Source organism: Kushneria sp. Sum13, from assembly GCF_052692355.1.
Genome location: NZ_CP199847.1, coordinates 1,132,495 through 1,147,291, shown reverse-complemented (window position 1 = coordinate 1,147,291; position 14,797 = coordinate 1,132,495). Strand labels below are relative to the sequence as shown.

The window sequence follows — 14,797 nt, the reverse complement described above, 5'->3', positions numbered from 1 at the left end:
GATTGCTTCCCTCAAGAGTCGTTAAATCAAACTGTTATCGATCGCCATGGTCAGCTGTTGCCAGCATCATCCCGCTCGAACGAGGTCACGCTGCGCTCCAGCAGACGGGCGCCGAATACTTCCTGTAGAGACTGAATATGCGGGTCATCACGCAAGGCTTCAATGGCACGCTGCAATCGCGCCTTTTCAAGCCTTGCACGGCGGCGGGCAGGCGTCTCGATCTGTTCATCGATCTCGCCCACCTCAATGCTGACCCGGCGCGACAGGCCACGCGCGGCCAGGGCCTTTTCAAGACGCTCCCGATGTACTTCGGCATTCATGGCGCTCTGGGAGTGGTGCAACCACATCCCGAGATGCTGACCATCATCATGGCGCACAATGCAGTTGGCCACCAGATTGGCGGTCATGCCTGAAAGCCCGAGCCCGGGAAAGAGTTCAAGCCAGCCCGCGTTGTCGATCGGCGTGTGATCTGCCTTGACCGGCAGGGCATGGTGGCCGACCTCGGCGCCTGACGTTTCATCGTCTTTTGGCGTCTCCGGCTCATCCAGGGAGGGTTCATCGGAAAGCCCTTCAACCATCGCTGCCAGTGCCTGAGCCTGGCCTGCGGCATGATCGCCGACCGCTTCGTTCATGTACTCATCAAGCGGGTCGTCCTGCTCATCGTCATCGACCTGGACCTCACTGCCCGGTTCTACCGGCGGTGCCTGAGCGGGTGCAGCCCCAAACAGGGCCTGATGGGTATCCGACACCTCGGGTACCTCAGGCGTGACGCCCGGCTGAGGATGATCAGCGGGCACATCCTCCCCGACCTCCTCATGAAACGCCTCGCCATAGGCGGCGCTCTCTGCAGCGTCGGCCAGCGAGGCCGCCGCGTCATCGTCATTCCAGGGCGGCGCGGGAACCGGCGCGGAAGCCGATACTGAAAATTCAACCGACGAGGCCTCAGGCGCAGCCACCTCAACCGGCGCTGTCGGGGGCGACATCGGAGGCTCGGGAGCGAGCGCCTGCGCCGCCGGGCTGTCCGATTCAGATGGCTCATCGGCAGGAGGTTCCTGCGGGCCTTCCTGCGGGGCCGCGGCGGTATCCGTCGAAAGCGTCGGCGTCGACACGTTACCGCGTATCGGCAGCGGCTTGTGATCCGGGGCTGGGGCGCCCTGCGGGCGGAAGGCCAGCATGCGCAGCAGCGTCATCTCCAGCGCCGTTCGCTGCTCCGGAGCGTTGTCCATATCACCGCGGCCGTTCAGCGCAATCTGATAGTAAAGCTGCACGTCCTCGGGCGTGAAGTGCGCAGCCAGTGCGACCAGCGCCTCGCGATCCCCCTGGGCATTGTCCAGTGCCGCCGGCACCATCTGCGCGATGGCCAGCCGGTGAAAAACGCCACACAGGGCATCCAGCACACCCGCAAAGTCGGGACCCTGCTCGGCCAGATGCGCCACTCTTGCCAGCACGTCAGCAGCATCGCCACCGGCCAGCGACTCGGCCAGCGCCAGAATCTGGCGATGATCCAGCGTGCCGAGCATCGCGATGACATCGTGTTCGCGCACTTCACCATGACCAAAGGCAATGGCCTGATCGGTCAGCGACATGGCGTCACGCATCGAGCCATCGGCGGCACGGCCCAGCAGCCAGAGTGCTGCGGTATCAAAGGCGGTCTGTTCCTGAGTGAGCACATGGCCAAGATGGTCGACGATGCGCTCGGGCGTCATGCGCTTGAGGGCAAACTGCAGACAGCGCGACAGCACCGTAATGGGCAGCTTCTGCGGATCGGTGGTCGCCAGCAGAAAGCGTACGTGCGGCGGTGGCTCTTCCAGCGTCTTCAAAAGCGCATTGAAACTGTGGGTCGACAGCATGTGCACCTCGTCAATGAGGTACACCTTGTAACGCCCCTGGGTAGGCGCGTACTGCACGTTATCAAGCAGCTCGCGGGTATCTTCAACACGGGTACGAGAGGCGGCGTCCACCTCGATCAGATCGACAAAGCGACCCTGATCGATGTCCTGACACGTTCGGCACTGACCGCATGGGCGTGACGTGACGCCGGTTTCACAGTTCAGGCACTTGGCCAGAATGCGGGCCAGCGTGGTCTTGCCCACCCCACGCGTTCCGGTAAACAGATAGGCATGATGCAGCCGCCCCTGATCAAGCGCATTGACCAGCGCACGACTGACATGCTCCTGTCCTATCAGCTCATGAAATGTGCGCGGCCGCCATTTGCGGGCCAGTACCTGATAGCTCATGCAGCGCGATAGCCTGTAATCAAAGCGGTGAAGTGTCGACGCACGCAAGGGTCGTCGATCCGATGGATAGGCCGACCATTCTATCGGCTGGACGTACACGCGCCAATCAATCCCTGCCAGGGGCCGGTGTCATTATTGCAGCGTGGCGGCAGGGCAAAGGTTCGAACGCGCCGAAACAGGCAGACAGCACAAGAGTGTCGGCTCGGAGGTCGAATCGAAAATCAATAGAGGAGGTCATTTCAGAGAAGGGTGGCGACCCTCAACAGCCACATCCCGGCACACGCATCCATCACTACCGTTGCTCCCTTCCGGGCCTGGCGGGGTTCGCGATATCGCGTTGCGAGAGGACCATCAAGGGTCACCATCACCGGAGGTCAGGGCATGATATTTGCCGGCCGCTGGCCAGCCCCTGATCAACCGAGCGCGCATCTTAACAGCACGGTTCCCACCATCGCAAGCGATGCCGGCAAACGATCGCGGATGTCAGCAAACGATCACAACAGTCGTGATACGCCACCCGCCCAGGGTAGACTCCCCTCTTCTCTTTTGCGTTCGGTCGCTGCGGAGCCTTCATGGCGCTACTGCTCATCGAAGATGACGTGCTGCTGGCACAGACTCTTGAAACCCTGCTGCGTGAGCATGACGATCAGGTAGATGTCATGACACGCGGTGATCACGCCTGTGACTACCTCACAACCCCCCGAAAGCTTGATCTGGTGATTCTGGATCTCAACCTGCCCTATCGCAGCGGCCTTGAGGTACTCACCACCCTGCGTGGACATGATCGCCTGACCCCGGTGCTGATTCTGACCGCCCGCGCCTCGGTCGAGGACCGCGTGGCCGGTCTGGATCTGGGCGCTGACGACTACCTGACCAAGCCTTTCTCGCTCAGTGAGTTCGAGGCCCGCGTTCGTGCCCTTTTGCGCCGCGCACGACCAACAGCCCCTGACACCCTTGCACTGGGCCAGCTCATGCTGCACGTGTCGACCCAGCGGCTGGAGCTGAACAAGACGGCCATGACACTTCCCTCCCGCGAACAGCGCCTGCTCGCCTGCCTGCTGCGCCACGGTGAACGGATCATCAGCCGCGCGGATCTCATGCTCGAGGCCTTCGGCGGTGATGATCTCCCGGGAGACAATGCCCTTGAGGTCTACATTCATCGGCTGCGGCGCCGCCTGGCGGGCAGCGATGTCCGCATTCGCACCGTACGTGGCATGGGCTATCGTCTGGAGTTGAACTAGACCGTGTCCCCTGCCGCCAGTCTTCATCGGCGCCTGCTGGGCGGGCTCACCGTGCTGTTACTGCTGACCTGTGTCCTGCTGCTGCTGCAGTCCTGGTACAGTGCACAGCGCAGCGCCGATCGTGTCCATGACCGCCTGCTGGCATCAGCCGCTCAGGTCATGAGCGATCATGTCAGCTGGCGCGATGGCCGGCTCTGGTTTGATGTGCCTGCCTCGGCACTCAACATGCTGGCCCCTCAGGGCGATGAGCGGGTTTTTTATACGCTGGTTGACCATGAGGGCCACGCCGTCAGTGGCAATGCAGATCTCAGCGCGCTGATGTCGCCCCTGCCGGCACCCGGCACCTTCCGCACCGTTTCGGCCAACCTCAATGGTCTGTCACTGCGCGTCGGGGCGCTGGGCGCTCGCCTGACCGCCTGGCAGCACCGCGAACCCTATACCCTGCTTGTAGCACATACACTGGAAGCGCGTCGGGCCATGACGATGGCGCTTTTTCGCGACAGCAGCCTGCGCCTGGCGGGCATCGTGGTGCTGGCGCTGGCAGGGCTATTGATGACCCTGCGTCTGGCCCTGAATCCCCTGGCGCATCTGCGTACGAAATTAAAGGCCCGCTCGGCGCACGACCTTTCGCCGATCGACATGAGCGTGCCGCGCGAGCTTCAGGAGCTGCTTGAGGCGCTGAACGCCCTGCTGGCCCGCCAGCGTCAGGTACGCATTCACGAGCAACGCTTTATCGGTGACGCTTCCCATCAGTTGCGCACGCCTCTGGCCGGTATCGCCGCCAGCGCAGAGCTGGCCCTTCGAAGCAGTGATACGGCTTACTGGCAGCAGGCCCTGCAGGAAATACAGGGTGGCACCCGACGCGCTACCCGCCTGGCCGAGCAGCTGCTGTCACTGACACGCCTTGACTCCCCGCAGGCGCCCTTGACGCGACAACCGGTGTCACTGGAGACGCTCGCCCGAGAGATGCTGATACGCTTTCTACCCGCCGCCGATCGCGTCGGCATTGACCTGGGGCTTGCCGAGCACTGCCCGGCGCTGACCATCCAGGGCGATGACTGGCAGCTTGAAGAAGCGCTGAGCAATCTGATCGATAACGCCCTGCGCTACGCCCGCAGCCGGGTTACCGTGGGCATCGATGCCACCGACCGCGTGCTTTATGTCGAAGACGACGGACCAGGCATCCATGCCAGTGCCCAGGCGGAGGTCCTGCGTCCGTTTTACCGCGGCCAGGAACAGGGACCCGGCAGCGGCCTGGGGCTGGCCATTGCCGACGGCGTGGCCCGGGCCCATGGCGGTCACATGATCATGAGACACACGGCCAACGGTGATTTCATGATCGGTCTACATCTGCCCGAGGCCGCCTGTTGATGCCGAATGCCTTCAAGACCCTGTACCGCACGGCGTTGATCATGGTGTCCGTGATACTGCTGATACCCGTTGTGACCGCCAGCGCCGATGAGCGCTGCGCATCGTCACCGGGCCATCTGCGATGTCAGGGCAAGGGCAGCGAGAGGCTCAACATTCAGGGCGTGGTGGAAGCCGATGTTCTTCGCCCGGTGCTTGAAGCCTTTCACCAGCGCTACCCGCAGATCACACTGGACTACCGCGATGCTTCACGTGACGATCGCCGACAACCCGAGGGGGTGCCGCGCAACGTCGATCTTTTAATGTCCTCGGCCATGGCGCAGCAGTACCAGCTGGCCAACGCAGGCCTGGCCCAGTCGCTGGGGGATGGTGTGATCAACCCTGCCTGGCCGGACAGCGCCCGCTGGCGCGACGAGCTCATCGGGCTGACCCATGAGCCGCTGGTCATGGTTTATCGTCGGGAACTGGCTGACACAGGCCCGCCGCCAGTGGATCACGCCAGCCTCTTGGCGTTTTTGAATCGCCATCGCACCGCGTTGACCGGGCGCATCGTGACCTACGACCCGGCTCGAAGCCCGACCGGCTTTATGGCCGTGGCGCAGGATGTGGCGCGCACCCCGGAGGCCTGGACGCTTTTCGAGGCCATGGGCAGGGCCGACACTCAGCTGGTGGATTCCACCGCCGCGATGCTCAAGGGGCTGATCGAGGGTCGCTATCTGATCGGCTATAACCTGATGGGCTCCTACGCCCGCCGCGCCGTTCAGAGTCATCCCGAGCTGGTTCTGCAGGTCCCTGATGATTACGCCCTGGCCCTGCAAAGACTGGCCCTGATTCCGAAAACGGCGCTGCACCCCGACATGGCCCGGCGCTTTCTGGCCTTTATCACCTCAATTGAGGGCCAGCAGATCATGACGACCCGAACGCCGCTGGGCAGTCCGCTGCCGACCAATGACAACGCCAAGCCTGCCGCCACCGCGCTGGAGCCCATTCAACTGGTACCGGGGCTTCTGGCGCTGATTGACCCGCTCAAGCGGGAGGCACTGCTACATCGCTGGCAGATGATCTTTACGCCTCATGATCCTGCCGGCTCGCATGCCGCCAAAGGCGAGGTAGAATAGCGCTTCTCAAGGGCCCGGACATTGGCGGCGGGCCATCACCCCCTTGCACCGCAGGACATGAACATGAGCAGGATGGTACGTGTCGATCAGCTTCTGGTCGCCCAGGCACTGGTACGTTCACGCACGCGCGCCCAGCGCCTGATTCGCCACGGCCGGGTACAGCTGATCCAGGCGGGGCAGCCGCGCACCCTGACCCGGCCCGGCGAGAAGCTGCCCGAAGAGAGTGAGTTTCATGTCATCGAGGATCCCGAGGAGCGCTACGTCTCCCGGGCCGGGCTCAAGCTCGAAGCCTTGCTCGAAGCCACCGGCATGGCACCAGAAGGGCTGACCCTACTGGACGTAGGCCAGTCGACGGGGGGATTTACCGATTGCCTGCTTCATCATGGCGCCGCGCGCGTGATCGGCATCGAAGTCGGTCACGATCAGCTGGATTCACTGCTGCGAGACGATGAGCGGGTGCACTGCATGGAAGGCGTCAATGCACGCCATCTGCCTGTCGACCAGATCATGGCGCTGGCCCCCGACGGGCTGGCGGGGGCGGTCATGGACGTGTCGTTCATTTCCCAGACGCTGATCATACCGGAGTTGGCCCGGCTGCTGCCGGTCGGTGCGCACCTGCTCAGTCTGGTCAAGCCCCAGTTCGAGCTTTCCCCCGAGCAGATCGGCAGTGGCGGCATCGTGCGCGATGCACGCCACTACGAGCAGGTCGAAGCGCGTCTGCGCACCTGCTGTCAGCAGACAGGCTTTACCCTGCACTACTGGGGCAACAGCCCGATTACCGGAGGAGACGGCAATCGGGAGTTTTTAATGCATGCCACCCGCAACGTTTGTTGACCTGTCAGGTCAGCTCGCCGGGCGAGGCATCGCCCGGATCACCATCGTGCGCGCTGCTGGCATGAGGTGACGGGCGACCATCCCGGGTTGCTCGCTTCTGTACCAGACGCTTGTCACCCTTTTCGTTGTGCAGCCAAACATCCATTTGCTGAAAGGCCACACGCAGCTCATTGGTGCGGAACTCGGCATCCACCCGACGATTGATCTCATCGGTGACCACCAGTCGGTCCACCAGCTCGTTGACAAACACCCGCAGCTCGAAATTGAAGGCGCTCTGGCTGTATGCCATGCAGAACACCTGTGGCTCGGGGTCGGTCAGCACCTTGGGATGTTCATCGGCAATGCGCCGCAGAATCCTGTGTGCAAGATCGAGATCAGTGCCGTGCGCCACGCCGAAGGTCAGCACCACGCGCGTGATGTTGTCGGTCAGCGACCAGTTGATCAGCTGATCGGTCACGAAGGTCTTGTTGGGGATGATGATCTCCTTGCGATCAAAATCCGTCACCGTCGTGGCGCGAATCCGAATCCGGCTGACCGTGCCATGAAGATTGCCCAGCGTAATGGTGTCGCCGATACGGATCGGGCGCTCGAACAGGATGATCAGACCCGAAATGAAGTTGGCAAAGATTTCCTGCAGACCAAAGCCAAGCCCGACCGACAGCGCCGCCACCAGCCACTGCAGCTTGTCCCAGGTGACGCCCAGCGTCCCCAGTGCCGCCACGATTCCGCTGCCGACAATGGTGTAGGACAGCAGTGACGTGACCGCATAGGCACTGCCCTGCTTGAGGTTGAGCCGGGAGAGCACCATGACCTCCAAAAGCCCCGGCAGGTTGCGCGCCATGATCACCATCAGCCCCACAATGATCAGGGCCGTCATCACATCGGCCAGCGTCACCACATTGACATTGCCACCGGCTGCATCGCTTTCGCTGATTTGACCGATGCTGACGTTATCCAGATAGGACAGCACGCCCAGAAGGTCGGCCCAGACCAGATACAGCACGCTGATAAAGATCAAAAACAGAATCAGCTTGGACAGGCGCAGCGACTGCTGATTGACCTGCTCCATGTCCAGCGGCGGCTCATCGACAAGCTCCACGCCGCTTTCGGCAGCACTGTCACGGCCCTGAGCGCGACGACGAGCAACTGCGCGCCGATAGGCCAGCCGCCGGGCCGCCACCGCCAGCCCCCGGACCACACTGGCCTCGACCAGAAGCCACAGCGCCAGAATATAAAGCGTCAGAATAAAGCGGCCACACAGGCGCAGCGCCGTGTATTCATAGCCGAACAGAATCATGCCGATCAGGGCCAATGGCACCATGGAAAGCGTCACCCCCAGCAGCAGCCGGAAAAGACGCACACCCATCCAGGGCACATGGGCAAGAATCAGGCGCAGCATGAAAACGCTCATGCCCACCAGCCCCACCAGCATGACCAGAAGGGCCAGCGGCTGCTCGGCCAGTCGGCCATCGGCCTGCTCGGCAATGCTTGCGACCACGACTACCGGCGCCACACTGCAGCCCAACCAGAAGATATTGCGTCTTAGCTGGTCAACGTAGGACGCCGGCCAGTGAAAATGGCGGGTTGCTACCCCGTCCGGCACCAGCAAACGCCGAATAAGGCCAAATACCTGCAGGGCAAGCGCCAGCTGCAGCAGGGCGCGCCCCAGCGAGACGGCAAATCCTTCACCGCCCAGCCACAGGGCGATACCGGCCGTCAAAAGGATCATGGGCGGCGTTGAGGAAAGAATCAGATTGAGCACGATGGCCCGTGGCGTATGCAGCTGTGTATCCCGCTTGAGGCGGCCGATCTGGTTGTGCAGCTCCAGCAGATAGGCCTTGATGCGACGGCGGAAAAAGGCCATCAACCCGGCAACGATCAGTAGCGGCACCGCCAGCAGCGCACGTGCAGACGGCATGATCCATAGCGAACTCAGCGTCTCAAACCACTGGCCGCCCAACAGCTGATTGCCGAGACGCTCCGGCAGATCCTTGAGCCATGACAGTCCCAGCGGCTGGCCGTTGGCGACCCAGAACAGCTGCTCTTCGATGGTGTCGCGCACCGAGCGACTGATATCGACCAGCTGCTGCTGGTTGAGCTGGACATCAATGGCCCGGCTCAACAGGTTGCCATACTCCCGATCCAGCTGATCGAGCAGGTCACGACGCATCTCCAGCGTCTGCAACAGCACCTGACGCGCCTGAGGCGTCAGCGGTTCCTCACCTTCAAGCTGGTTGTCGACATAGTTTGAAGGATTGGTCAGTACCTGACGCAACTGCCCGACATCAAACTGACGCAGCCGCAGATCGCCGATCTCTTCCTGAAGGCTTTGCTGATCCTGAACATCCGGCAACGACCCGCGCTGCTGGCGCAGCACGCGCGACAGCAAAAGACTGCCACGCAAGGCCTCGATCTGCTCATTGAGCGTGCGTTCGACCTGACGCACCTGCTCAAGCCGGGCACGGGTGTTGATGACATCGCGGATCATGGTATTGGCGCGGTCAGTGGTGCGTAAAAGCTCCTGGGCCAGCGCCTGGTTCTGTGCACGGGCCTCATCCACCACCGGGTTGCTGATGCGGTCGTTATCACCAATATGAGCCGCCTCGGCGATGGCCTGCTCCGAGGCATCGCGGCGCTTCTGGTTAATCGCTTCCTGCAGCACCAGCAGCGTGTTCTGGTTGATATCGATCTGGCGCGCCAGAAGCTCTCGATGCACCTGATTGACGTCACGCAGTATCGTACTGTTGGCCAGCTGACGCTCTCCCAGCTCGATGCGGGCGTCCAGCAGCGCCATGCGCGCATTGACCAGCTGGCGACGTTCGCTGCTCGGGGCGCTGCCATCGTTGGACTCCAGCGAATCGCTGAGCTGTTGCTGCTCATGACGAGCATCACTGATGGTGGCCTGTACCCGTTCCGGCAGGGTCTGAGCGCTGATCAGAGCCCGCGAGACCTCGCTGAGCTGATCCTGCTGACGCTTGAGATCCTCAATGGTGCTCCCAAGGCGCTGCTCCAGCTGCTCGAGCGAACTCTTGCCCAGCGCCTCACTGTCCAGCGCGCGGTCACTTTCCAGCCCCTGTAGCTGATTTTGATACTGTCGCCGCTGACGGTCGGCCTGATTGACCCTGTCCTCAAGCGCGGCCTGTTCCTGCCGCGTGCTCTCCAGCGCATCCAGTGCCTCACGCGTCTTGTTCAGCGTCTCAAGCGTCTGCTGGCCGGCGGCACTCTGGGCGTCACCGCCCTCAAGCTTTTGTATCTGTTCGTCGATGGATTGACGAGACGGAATGTCCTGCTCACTGGCCAGTGCCCAGGGCGCCGTCAGACATAGCATCAAAATTATTAAAAACAGCACGCCCCGGTACGCCGAGGCCCTGACAGGTTTTACCACGCTGGCCATACCCCACATGAACGAACATCTCTGGATTAGAACTTCCTGCGCAGACATAATATCGATCTACCAGGAAATAACTAAAACGCTGCCCGGGACGGCCGATAATGACGGTCATCCCGACAGCACCTGCCCTACACACGGGCATGTCGAATTCAGGGCGCCATGATAAGCTCATCACGACGTCTGTCATCTCTGGAATGGATCTTTATGACTCATTGTGTTCAACGTCTGGTAGTAAAGTCCCTTCTACTGGGGCTCATGACAGGCAGCGGGCTGGCCGGTGCCGCAGAAAACGATACCAATACCCTTGCCATGCAGCGGGATCGGGACAGGGAAGCGCTTGAGCGTCAGGCAACGCTCAACCCGGTAGCCATTACGGTCTACAAGCGTAACTATCTGATGCCCTATACCTACAACACGCGTCCCAATGAAAGGGCGTTCAGGGAAATCACAGAAGACAGCGATATCGATCGCGGCGAAGTCAAGTTTCAGTTCAGCGTCAAGGTCGGCCTGCTCGATGACGTCTTCGGCGATAACGGCGATCTGTATTTTGCCTACACGCAGCGCTCCTGGTGGCAGGCCTTTAATGGCGATGCCTCCTCGCCCTTTCGCGAAACCAATTATGAACCGGAACTCTTCATGAGTTTCGACAACAGCACCGTGCTGGGCGGCTGGACCAATACGGCCAATCGTGTGGGTTTTGTGCATCAGTCCAACGGCCGTTCCGACCCGCTGTCACGCAGCTGGAACCGTATCTATGTCGACAGCATCTGGCAAACGGGTGACTGGACCTTGTCTGTGGCGCCTTTCTGGCGTGTACCCGAATCCGAAAATGACGATGACAACCCGGACATCGAAAATTACGTGGGCTATGCCGATATCACGACAAGCTATCTCTTCAGCAATCAGCACGAAATTGCATGGCTTTTCCGTGGCAATCCGGGCAAAGGCAATTACGGCAATCAAATCGATTATTCCTTCCCACTGCATGGCAAGATTCGCGGCTTCGTACAGTATTACGAAGGCTATGGGGAAAGCTTGATCGACTATGACCACTACAATCGCCGCATCGGGCTGGGCTTTTCGCTCAACACGTCATTTCTGGGCATTCCGGACACCATTTAAGGCCATTGTTTAACCTGCGATGTCTTTACATTGATGCCGCCGCCCAGGCTGCTATGATGAGTAGGCAATTTTATTGTCAACGGAGGGACATCGCATGGCCATGAAGCCTATCAGGGGTAATGAACACGAAAGCCAGGAGCAGCTGCGCGAGGATCTGCGTCAGCTCTCCAGCACGATCGAGGAGTTGATGCATGCGACTGCCGACGACTCCCGTGAAAACGTGGCTCGTCTTCGTGAACGCGCAGAAGCCAAGCTTGTAGAAACCCGTCAGCGTCTGTCAGCCAGCGGTGAGCGCGTTCGTCATCAGGCACAGGACAGCATGGAATGTGCTGATCAATACGTGCGCAGCAATCCCTGGAAAAGTGTCGGCTACGGTGCGGCGCTGGGTGTCGTGGTAGGCCTGATCCTCGGTCGCAGCTGATGTCTTCCGGTAGCGGCCCTGCCGAACGCGTTATCCTGGCCGCGCGACGTCTTCTACGAAATCTTCTGGATACCGGCGAGACGCGCTTGCGTCTCGCTGTTATCGAGCTTCAGGAAGAACGCGCAAGGCTCTTTTCGCTGCTGTTGCTCTCGGGCATTGCCCTGATGCTGTTTGCCTTCGGCATCGGCATGTTGATGCTTTTGATCATCGTGGCCTTCTGGCAGGATCATCGCCTGCTGGCCATTGGCATCGCTGCCGGCGTACTGATCGTCTCGGGTCTTCTGGTGGCGCTGCGTGTGCGCTCCATTTCGCGTGAACCAAGTCTTTTGCGTTCAACGCTTGCGCGCTTTAGCGAAGACAAGGAACTGCTGGATCAGACGCGAATCGACCACACCCGTGTGGGAGAACGCCATGAAGAAAGCTGAACTGGCTGCTCGGCGCCATCGCTTTGAACAGCGCATCATGCAGGAGCGCCTTCAGATCACAAGCGCCGTACGTGACTGGAATGAAGCGACTGCCCCGATCGATCATGGATGGCAGCAGATTTCTCGTTACAAGGGCCCGATCCTTCTGGGCTCGGGCCTTCTGGTGACCATGCTGTCACGCAACAAGGGCCGAGTCGGCCGGCTGTTCAAGCGCTCCATCGTTGTCTATACGATGGCGCGCCGTGCCAAAAAGATGATCGGACGCTAGTCATACTCATGACGTCACAGCAGCCTTTTCCTGAGCGCAGGTACTGCAGGCACTAAAGTGCCTGCGCACAGGCATACCCCGAAGCCCAGGCCCACTGAAAGTTGAACCCGCCCAGCTGACCCGTCACATCAAGCGCTTCCCCGATGAAATGCAGTCGCGGCCTGTCCTGAACAGCAAAACTCTTTGAAGAAATGCCGCGGGTGTCGATGCCGCCAATGGTGACCTCTGCCGTACGCCACCCTTCCGTACCGGCCGGTTTGATCGTGAAATCCGAGATCTGTCGTGCAAGCGTTTCAAGCTTCTGATTGCTGTAGTCTGCCATGCTACCGGAAAGCCCCAGCCACTCTTCCATCGCCTGTGCCAGCCTTTTGGGCAGATGCTCTCCCAGCCAGCCACCCGGCGTTTTCCTTGGCACATCCTGACGCACGCCCTTGAGTGTGGCCGTTAAATCATCAATATCAGGCAGCCAGTTGATGTGAACATCCTGACCGCCCTGCCAGTGACTCGATGCCTGCAATATGGCCGGTCCTGAAAGGCCGCGATGTGTCAGCAGCGTGGCATCGCGATAGCGTCCTTCCCCGCATCGTACAATGGTCGGTGCAGAAACGCCTGACAGCGCCGACATGCGCTCCTTCCATGGCATATCCAGTGTCAAAGGCACCAGTGCCGGGCGAGGTGCAATGATCTCCAACCCATACTGACGAGCGATATCATAGGCAAATCCGGTCGCCCCCAGGGTTGGAATCGAAAGCCCACCGGTCGCGATGACCAGCTTGTCTGCCAGTACCTGTCCACTTGAGGTCGACAGCACAACGCCTTCGTCCCGCACATCCACGCACTCGATCGACGTCGACAGCCTGAGCTCTACGCCGGCCCACTGACATTCGGTTAACAGCATGTCCACGATCGGCTGACTGGAATCGGCACAAAAAAGCTGTCCCGGTGCCTTTTCGATCGGTTCGATACCATGACGTTCAACCATTTCCACGAAATCGCCAGGCGTATAGCGTTTGAGAGCAGAAATGGTGAAGTGCGGATTATTCGAGAAAAAATGGCCAGGGGCCGTTGCCATATTGGTGAAGTTGCATCGCCCGCCACCCGACATCAGGATCTTCTTGCCGGGGCGCTTGACGTGATCCAGCAGTAGAACACTCCTGCCGCGATAGCCGGCCTGCAGGGCGCACATCATGCCTGCGGCACCGGCACCAATGATCACTACATCCCAGTGACTCATTCGCTTTTCATCTCTCCATCGGATGCCCTGTGGGCTTGTTTCGGGCAAAAGAGAAAGGGGCCGCAAAAGCGGCCCCTGTTCATTTAATACGTTAAAGGCTTATTCGGTGGGTGACATGGGCGTTTCCACATGCCCGCCAAACTGCTGACGCATGGCGGACAGCAGTTTTTCACCGTAGGTATTATCACTGCGCGAACGAAAACGCGTAAAGAGCGCACTGGTCAATACGTTGGCAGGTACGGCCTCTTCAATGGCCGCCTCGATCGTCCAGCGCCCTTCGCCCGAATCGTTGACCTGTCCGCTGTACTGCTCAAGATCATGATCTTCGGACAGGGCGATTGAGGTAAGATCCAGCAGCCAGGAAGAGATCACACTGCCACGGCGCCACAGCTCAGAGATGTCTGCCAGATCAAGATCATAGCGCTCACCTTCGGGAAGCGTCTCAAGATTACGATTCTTGAGAATATCAAACCCTTCGGCATAGGCCTGCATCATGCCGTACTCGATGCCGTTATGAACCATTTTGACGAAGTGGCCGGAACCTACCGGACCGCAGTGCAGATATCCCTGTTCGGCGCGGCCATCAAAACGCTCACCTTCACGACCGGGGGTCTTTTCGATATCGCCGGAGCCGGGCGCAAGCGTGGCGAAAATGGGGTCCAGACGCTCGACAATGTCCTTCTCGCCACCAATCATCAGGCAATAGCCACGTTCACGGCCCCATACGCCGCCGGAAACGCCGACATCAACATAATGCAGATCCTTCTCGGCAAGCTCGCGAGCGCGACGGACATCGTCCTTGAAAAAGGCATTACCGCCCTCGATCAGGGTATCGCCCGGTTCAAGCAGCTCCGACAGCTTGCTGATGGTGGACTCGGTAATCTCGCCTGCCGGCAGCATCAGCCAGATATTGCGCGGTGCAGGGAGCCTTTCCACCAAAGCCTTCAGGGAATCTGCACTGTCGGCGCCATCCTTTTTAAGCGCTTCTCTTGCCTCATCACTGGTATCGAACACGGCGCATTCGTGACCGGCGTCCATCAGGCGACGCGTAATATTGCCGCCCATTCTGCCAAGACCAACAATTCCTAGTTTCACTATCGCGCTCCCGTCTCGTTGCCAGTCAGGCCGCCAAGCCCAA

General features: G+C 60.4%; 12 protein-coding genes and 1 other RNA gene. 8 read left to right on the top strand and 5 right to left on the bottom strand.

The annotated features are described in order from the left end of the window. Nucleotides 1–50 precede the first annotated feature (50 nt). Both dnaX and ffs read right to left on the bottom strand, forming a co-directional pair. Complete coding sequence (gene dnaX, locus ACUN8C_RS05315) at nt 51–2,237, bottom strand: DNA polymerase III subunit gamma/tau (protein WP_445621240.1); 2,187 nt, start codon at nt 2,235–2,237, stop codon at nt 51–53. Between the two features lie 257 nt (nt 2,238–2,494). Continuing rightward, an RNA gene (gene ffs / locus ACUN8C_RS05310) (signal recognition particle sRNA small type) lies at nt 2,495–2,591 on the bottom strand. 218 nt (nt 2,592–2,809) lie between these two features. On the opposite strand from ffs, the gene ACUN8C_RS05305 reads away from it, so the two are divergent. The 4 genes from ACUN8C_RS05305 to ACUN8C_RS05290 all read left to right on the top strand — a co-directional run bounded on the left by ACUN8C_RS05305 (nt 2,810) and on the right by ACUN8C_RS05290 (nt 6,798). Next, on the top strand, nt 2,810–3,478 hold the full coding sequence (locus ACUN8C_RS05305; RefSeq protein ID WP_445621239.1) for a response regulator transcription factor: 669 nt from the start codon (nt 2,810–2,812) through the stop codon (nt 3,476–3,478). Nucleotides 3,479–3,481: 3 nt separating this feature from the next. After that, nucleotides 3,482–4,849, top strand: a complete 1,368-nt coding sequence (locus ACUN8C_RS05300; RefSeq protein WP_445621238.1) for a sensor histidine kinase — start codon at nt 3,482–3,484, stop codon at nt 4,847–4,849. Beyond that, a complete protein-coding gene (locus ACUN8C_RS05295) occupies nt 4,849–5,964 on the top strand; it encodes an ABC transporter substrate-binding protein (RefSeq protein ID WP_445621237.1) in 1,116 nt (371 codons plus the stop codon). The genes ACUN8C_RS05300 and ACUN8C_RS05295 overlap by 1 nt, the downstream gene beginning before the upstream one ends. 72 nt (nt 5,965–6,036) lie before the next feature. Then, a complete protein-coding gene (locus tag ACUN8C_RS05290; RefSeq protein ID WP_445621831.1) occupies nt 6,037–6,798 on the top strand; it encodes a TlyA family RNA methyltransferase in 762 nt (253 codons plus the stop codon). Between the two features lie 4 nt (nt 6,799–6,802). Here ACUN8C_RS05290 and mscK read toward each other — a convergent pair whose 3' ends face one another. Further along, nucleotides 6,803–10,147 (bottom strand): mechanosensitive channel MscK, encoded by a 3,345-nt coding sequence (gene mscK, locus ACUN8C_RS05285; RefSeq protein ID WP_445621236.1) that lies wholly within the window; start codon nt 10,145–10,147, stop codon nt 6,803–6,805. A gap of 297 nt (nt 10,148–10,444) precedes the next feature. Here mscK and ACUN8C_RS05280 point away from each other — a divergent pair, with 297 nt between their 5' ends. The 4 genes from ACUN8C_RS05280 to ACUN8C_RS05265 all read left to right on the top strand — a co-directional run bounded on the left by ACUN8C_RS05280 (nt 10,445) and on the right by ACUN8C_RS05265 (nt 12,425). Then, entirely contained in the window at nt 10,445–11,311 is an 867-nt protein-coding gene (locus tag ACUN8C_RS05280; protein ID WP_445621235.1) for a phospholipase A, read from the top strand. 94 nt (nt 11,312–11,405) lie between these two features. Next, the gene (locus tag ACUN8C_RS05275) at nt 11,406–11,732 is read left to right on the top strand and encodes a DUF883 family protein (RefSeq protein ID WP_086901261.1); all 327 of its coding nucleotides are present in this window, start codon (nt 11,406–11,408) and stop codon (nt 11,730–11,732) included. Further along, nucleotides 11,732–12,157 carry a phage holin family protein gene (locus ACUN8C_RS05270; protein ID WP_108843337.1) on the top strand — a complete coding sequence of 142 codons (426 nt, stop codon included), beginning with the start codon at nt 11,732–11,734 and terminating at the stop codon, nt 12,155–12,157. Before ACUN8C_RS05275 ends, ACUN8C_RS05270 begins: the two co-directional genes overlap by 1 nt. Continuing rightward, entirely contained in the window at nt 12,144–12,425 is a 282-nt protein-coding gene (locus ACUN8C_RS05265; RefSeq protein ID WP_445621234.1) for a YqjK family protein, read from the top strand. Before ACUN8C_RS05270 ends, ACUN8C_RS05265 begins: the two co-directional genes overlap by 14 nt. 52 nt (nt 12,426–12,477) lie before the next feature. Here the strand turns inward: ACUN8C_RS05265 and ACUN8C_RS05260 are convergent, their stop codons facing one another. Both ACUN8C_RS05260 and gnd read right to left on the bottom strand, forming a co-directional pair. Further along, a complete protein-coding gene (locus ACUN8C_RS05260; protein ID WP_445621233.1) occupies nt 12,478–13,659 on the bottom strand; it encodes an NAD(P)/FAD-dependent oxidoreductase in 1,182 nt (393 codons plus the stop codon). Between the two features lie 99 nt (nt 13,660–13,758). Then, nucleotides 13,759–14,754 carry a phosphogluconate dehydrogenase (NAD(+)-dependent, decarboxylating) gene (gene gnd / locus ACUN8C_RS05255; RefSeq protein WP_445621232.1) on the bottom strand — a complete coding sequence of 332 codons (996 nt, stop codon included), beginning with the start codon at nt 14,752–14,754 and terminating at the stop codon, nt 13,759–13,761. Nucleotides 14,755–14,797: the final 43 nt, after the last annotated feature.

Coding starts and splice junctions, on each gene's coding strand:
- ACUN8C_RS05305 (WP_445621239.1), top strand. CDS start 2,810: ATGGCGCTACTGCTCATCGAAGATGACGTGCTGCTGGCACAGACTCTT.
- ACUN8C_RS05260 (WP_445621233.1), bottom strand. CDS start 13,659: ATGAGTCACTGGGATGTAGTGATCATTGGTGCCGGTGCCGCAGGCATG.
- ACUN8C_RS05265 (WP_445621234.1), top strand. CDS start 12,144: ATGAAGAAAGCTGAACTGGCTGCTCGGCGCCATCGCTTTGAACAGCGC.
- ACUN8C_RS05280 (WP_445621235.1), top strand. CDS start 10,445: ATGACAGGCAGCGGGCTGGCCGGTGCCGCAGAAAACGATACCAATACC.
- dnaX (WP_445621240.1), bottom strand. CDS start 2,237: ATGAGCTATCAGGTACTGGCCCGCAAATGGCGGCCGCGCACATTTCAT.
- ACUN8C_RS05295 (WP_445621237.1), top strand. CDS start 4,849: ATGCCGAATGCCTTCAAGACCCTGTACCGCACGGCGTTGATCATGGTG.
- ACUN8C_RS05275 (WP_086901261.1), top strand. CDS start 11,406: ATGGCCATGAAGCCTATCAGGGGTAATGAACACGAAAGCCAGGAGCAG.
- ACUN8C_RS05290 (WP_445621831.1), top strand. CDS start 6,037: ATGGTACGTGTCGATCAGCTTCTGGTCGCCCAGGCACTGGTACGTTCA.
- ACUN8C_RS05270 (WP_108843337.1), top strand. CDS start 11,732: ATGTCTTCCGGTAGCGGCCCTGCCGAACGCGTTATCCTGGCCGCGCGA.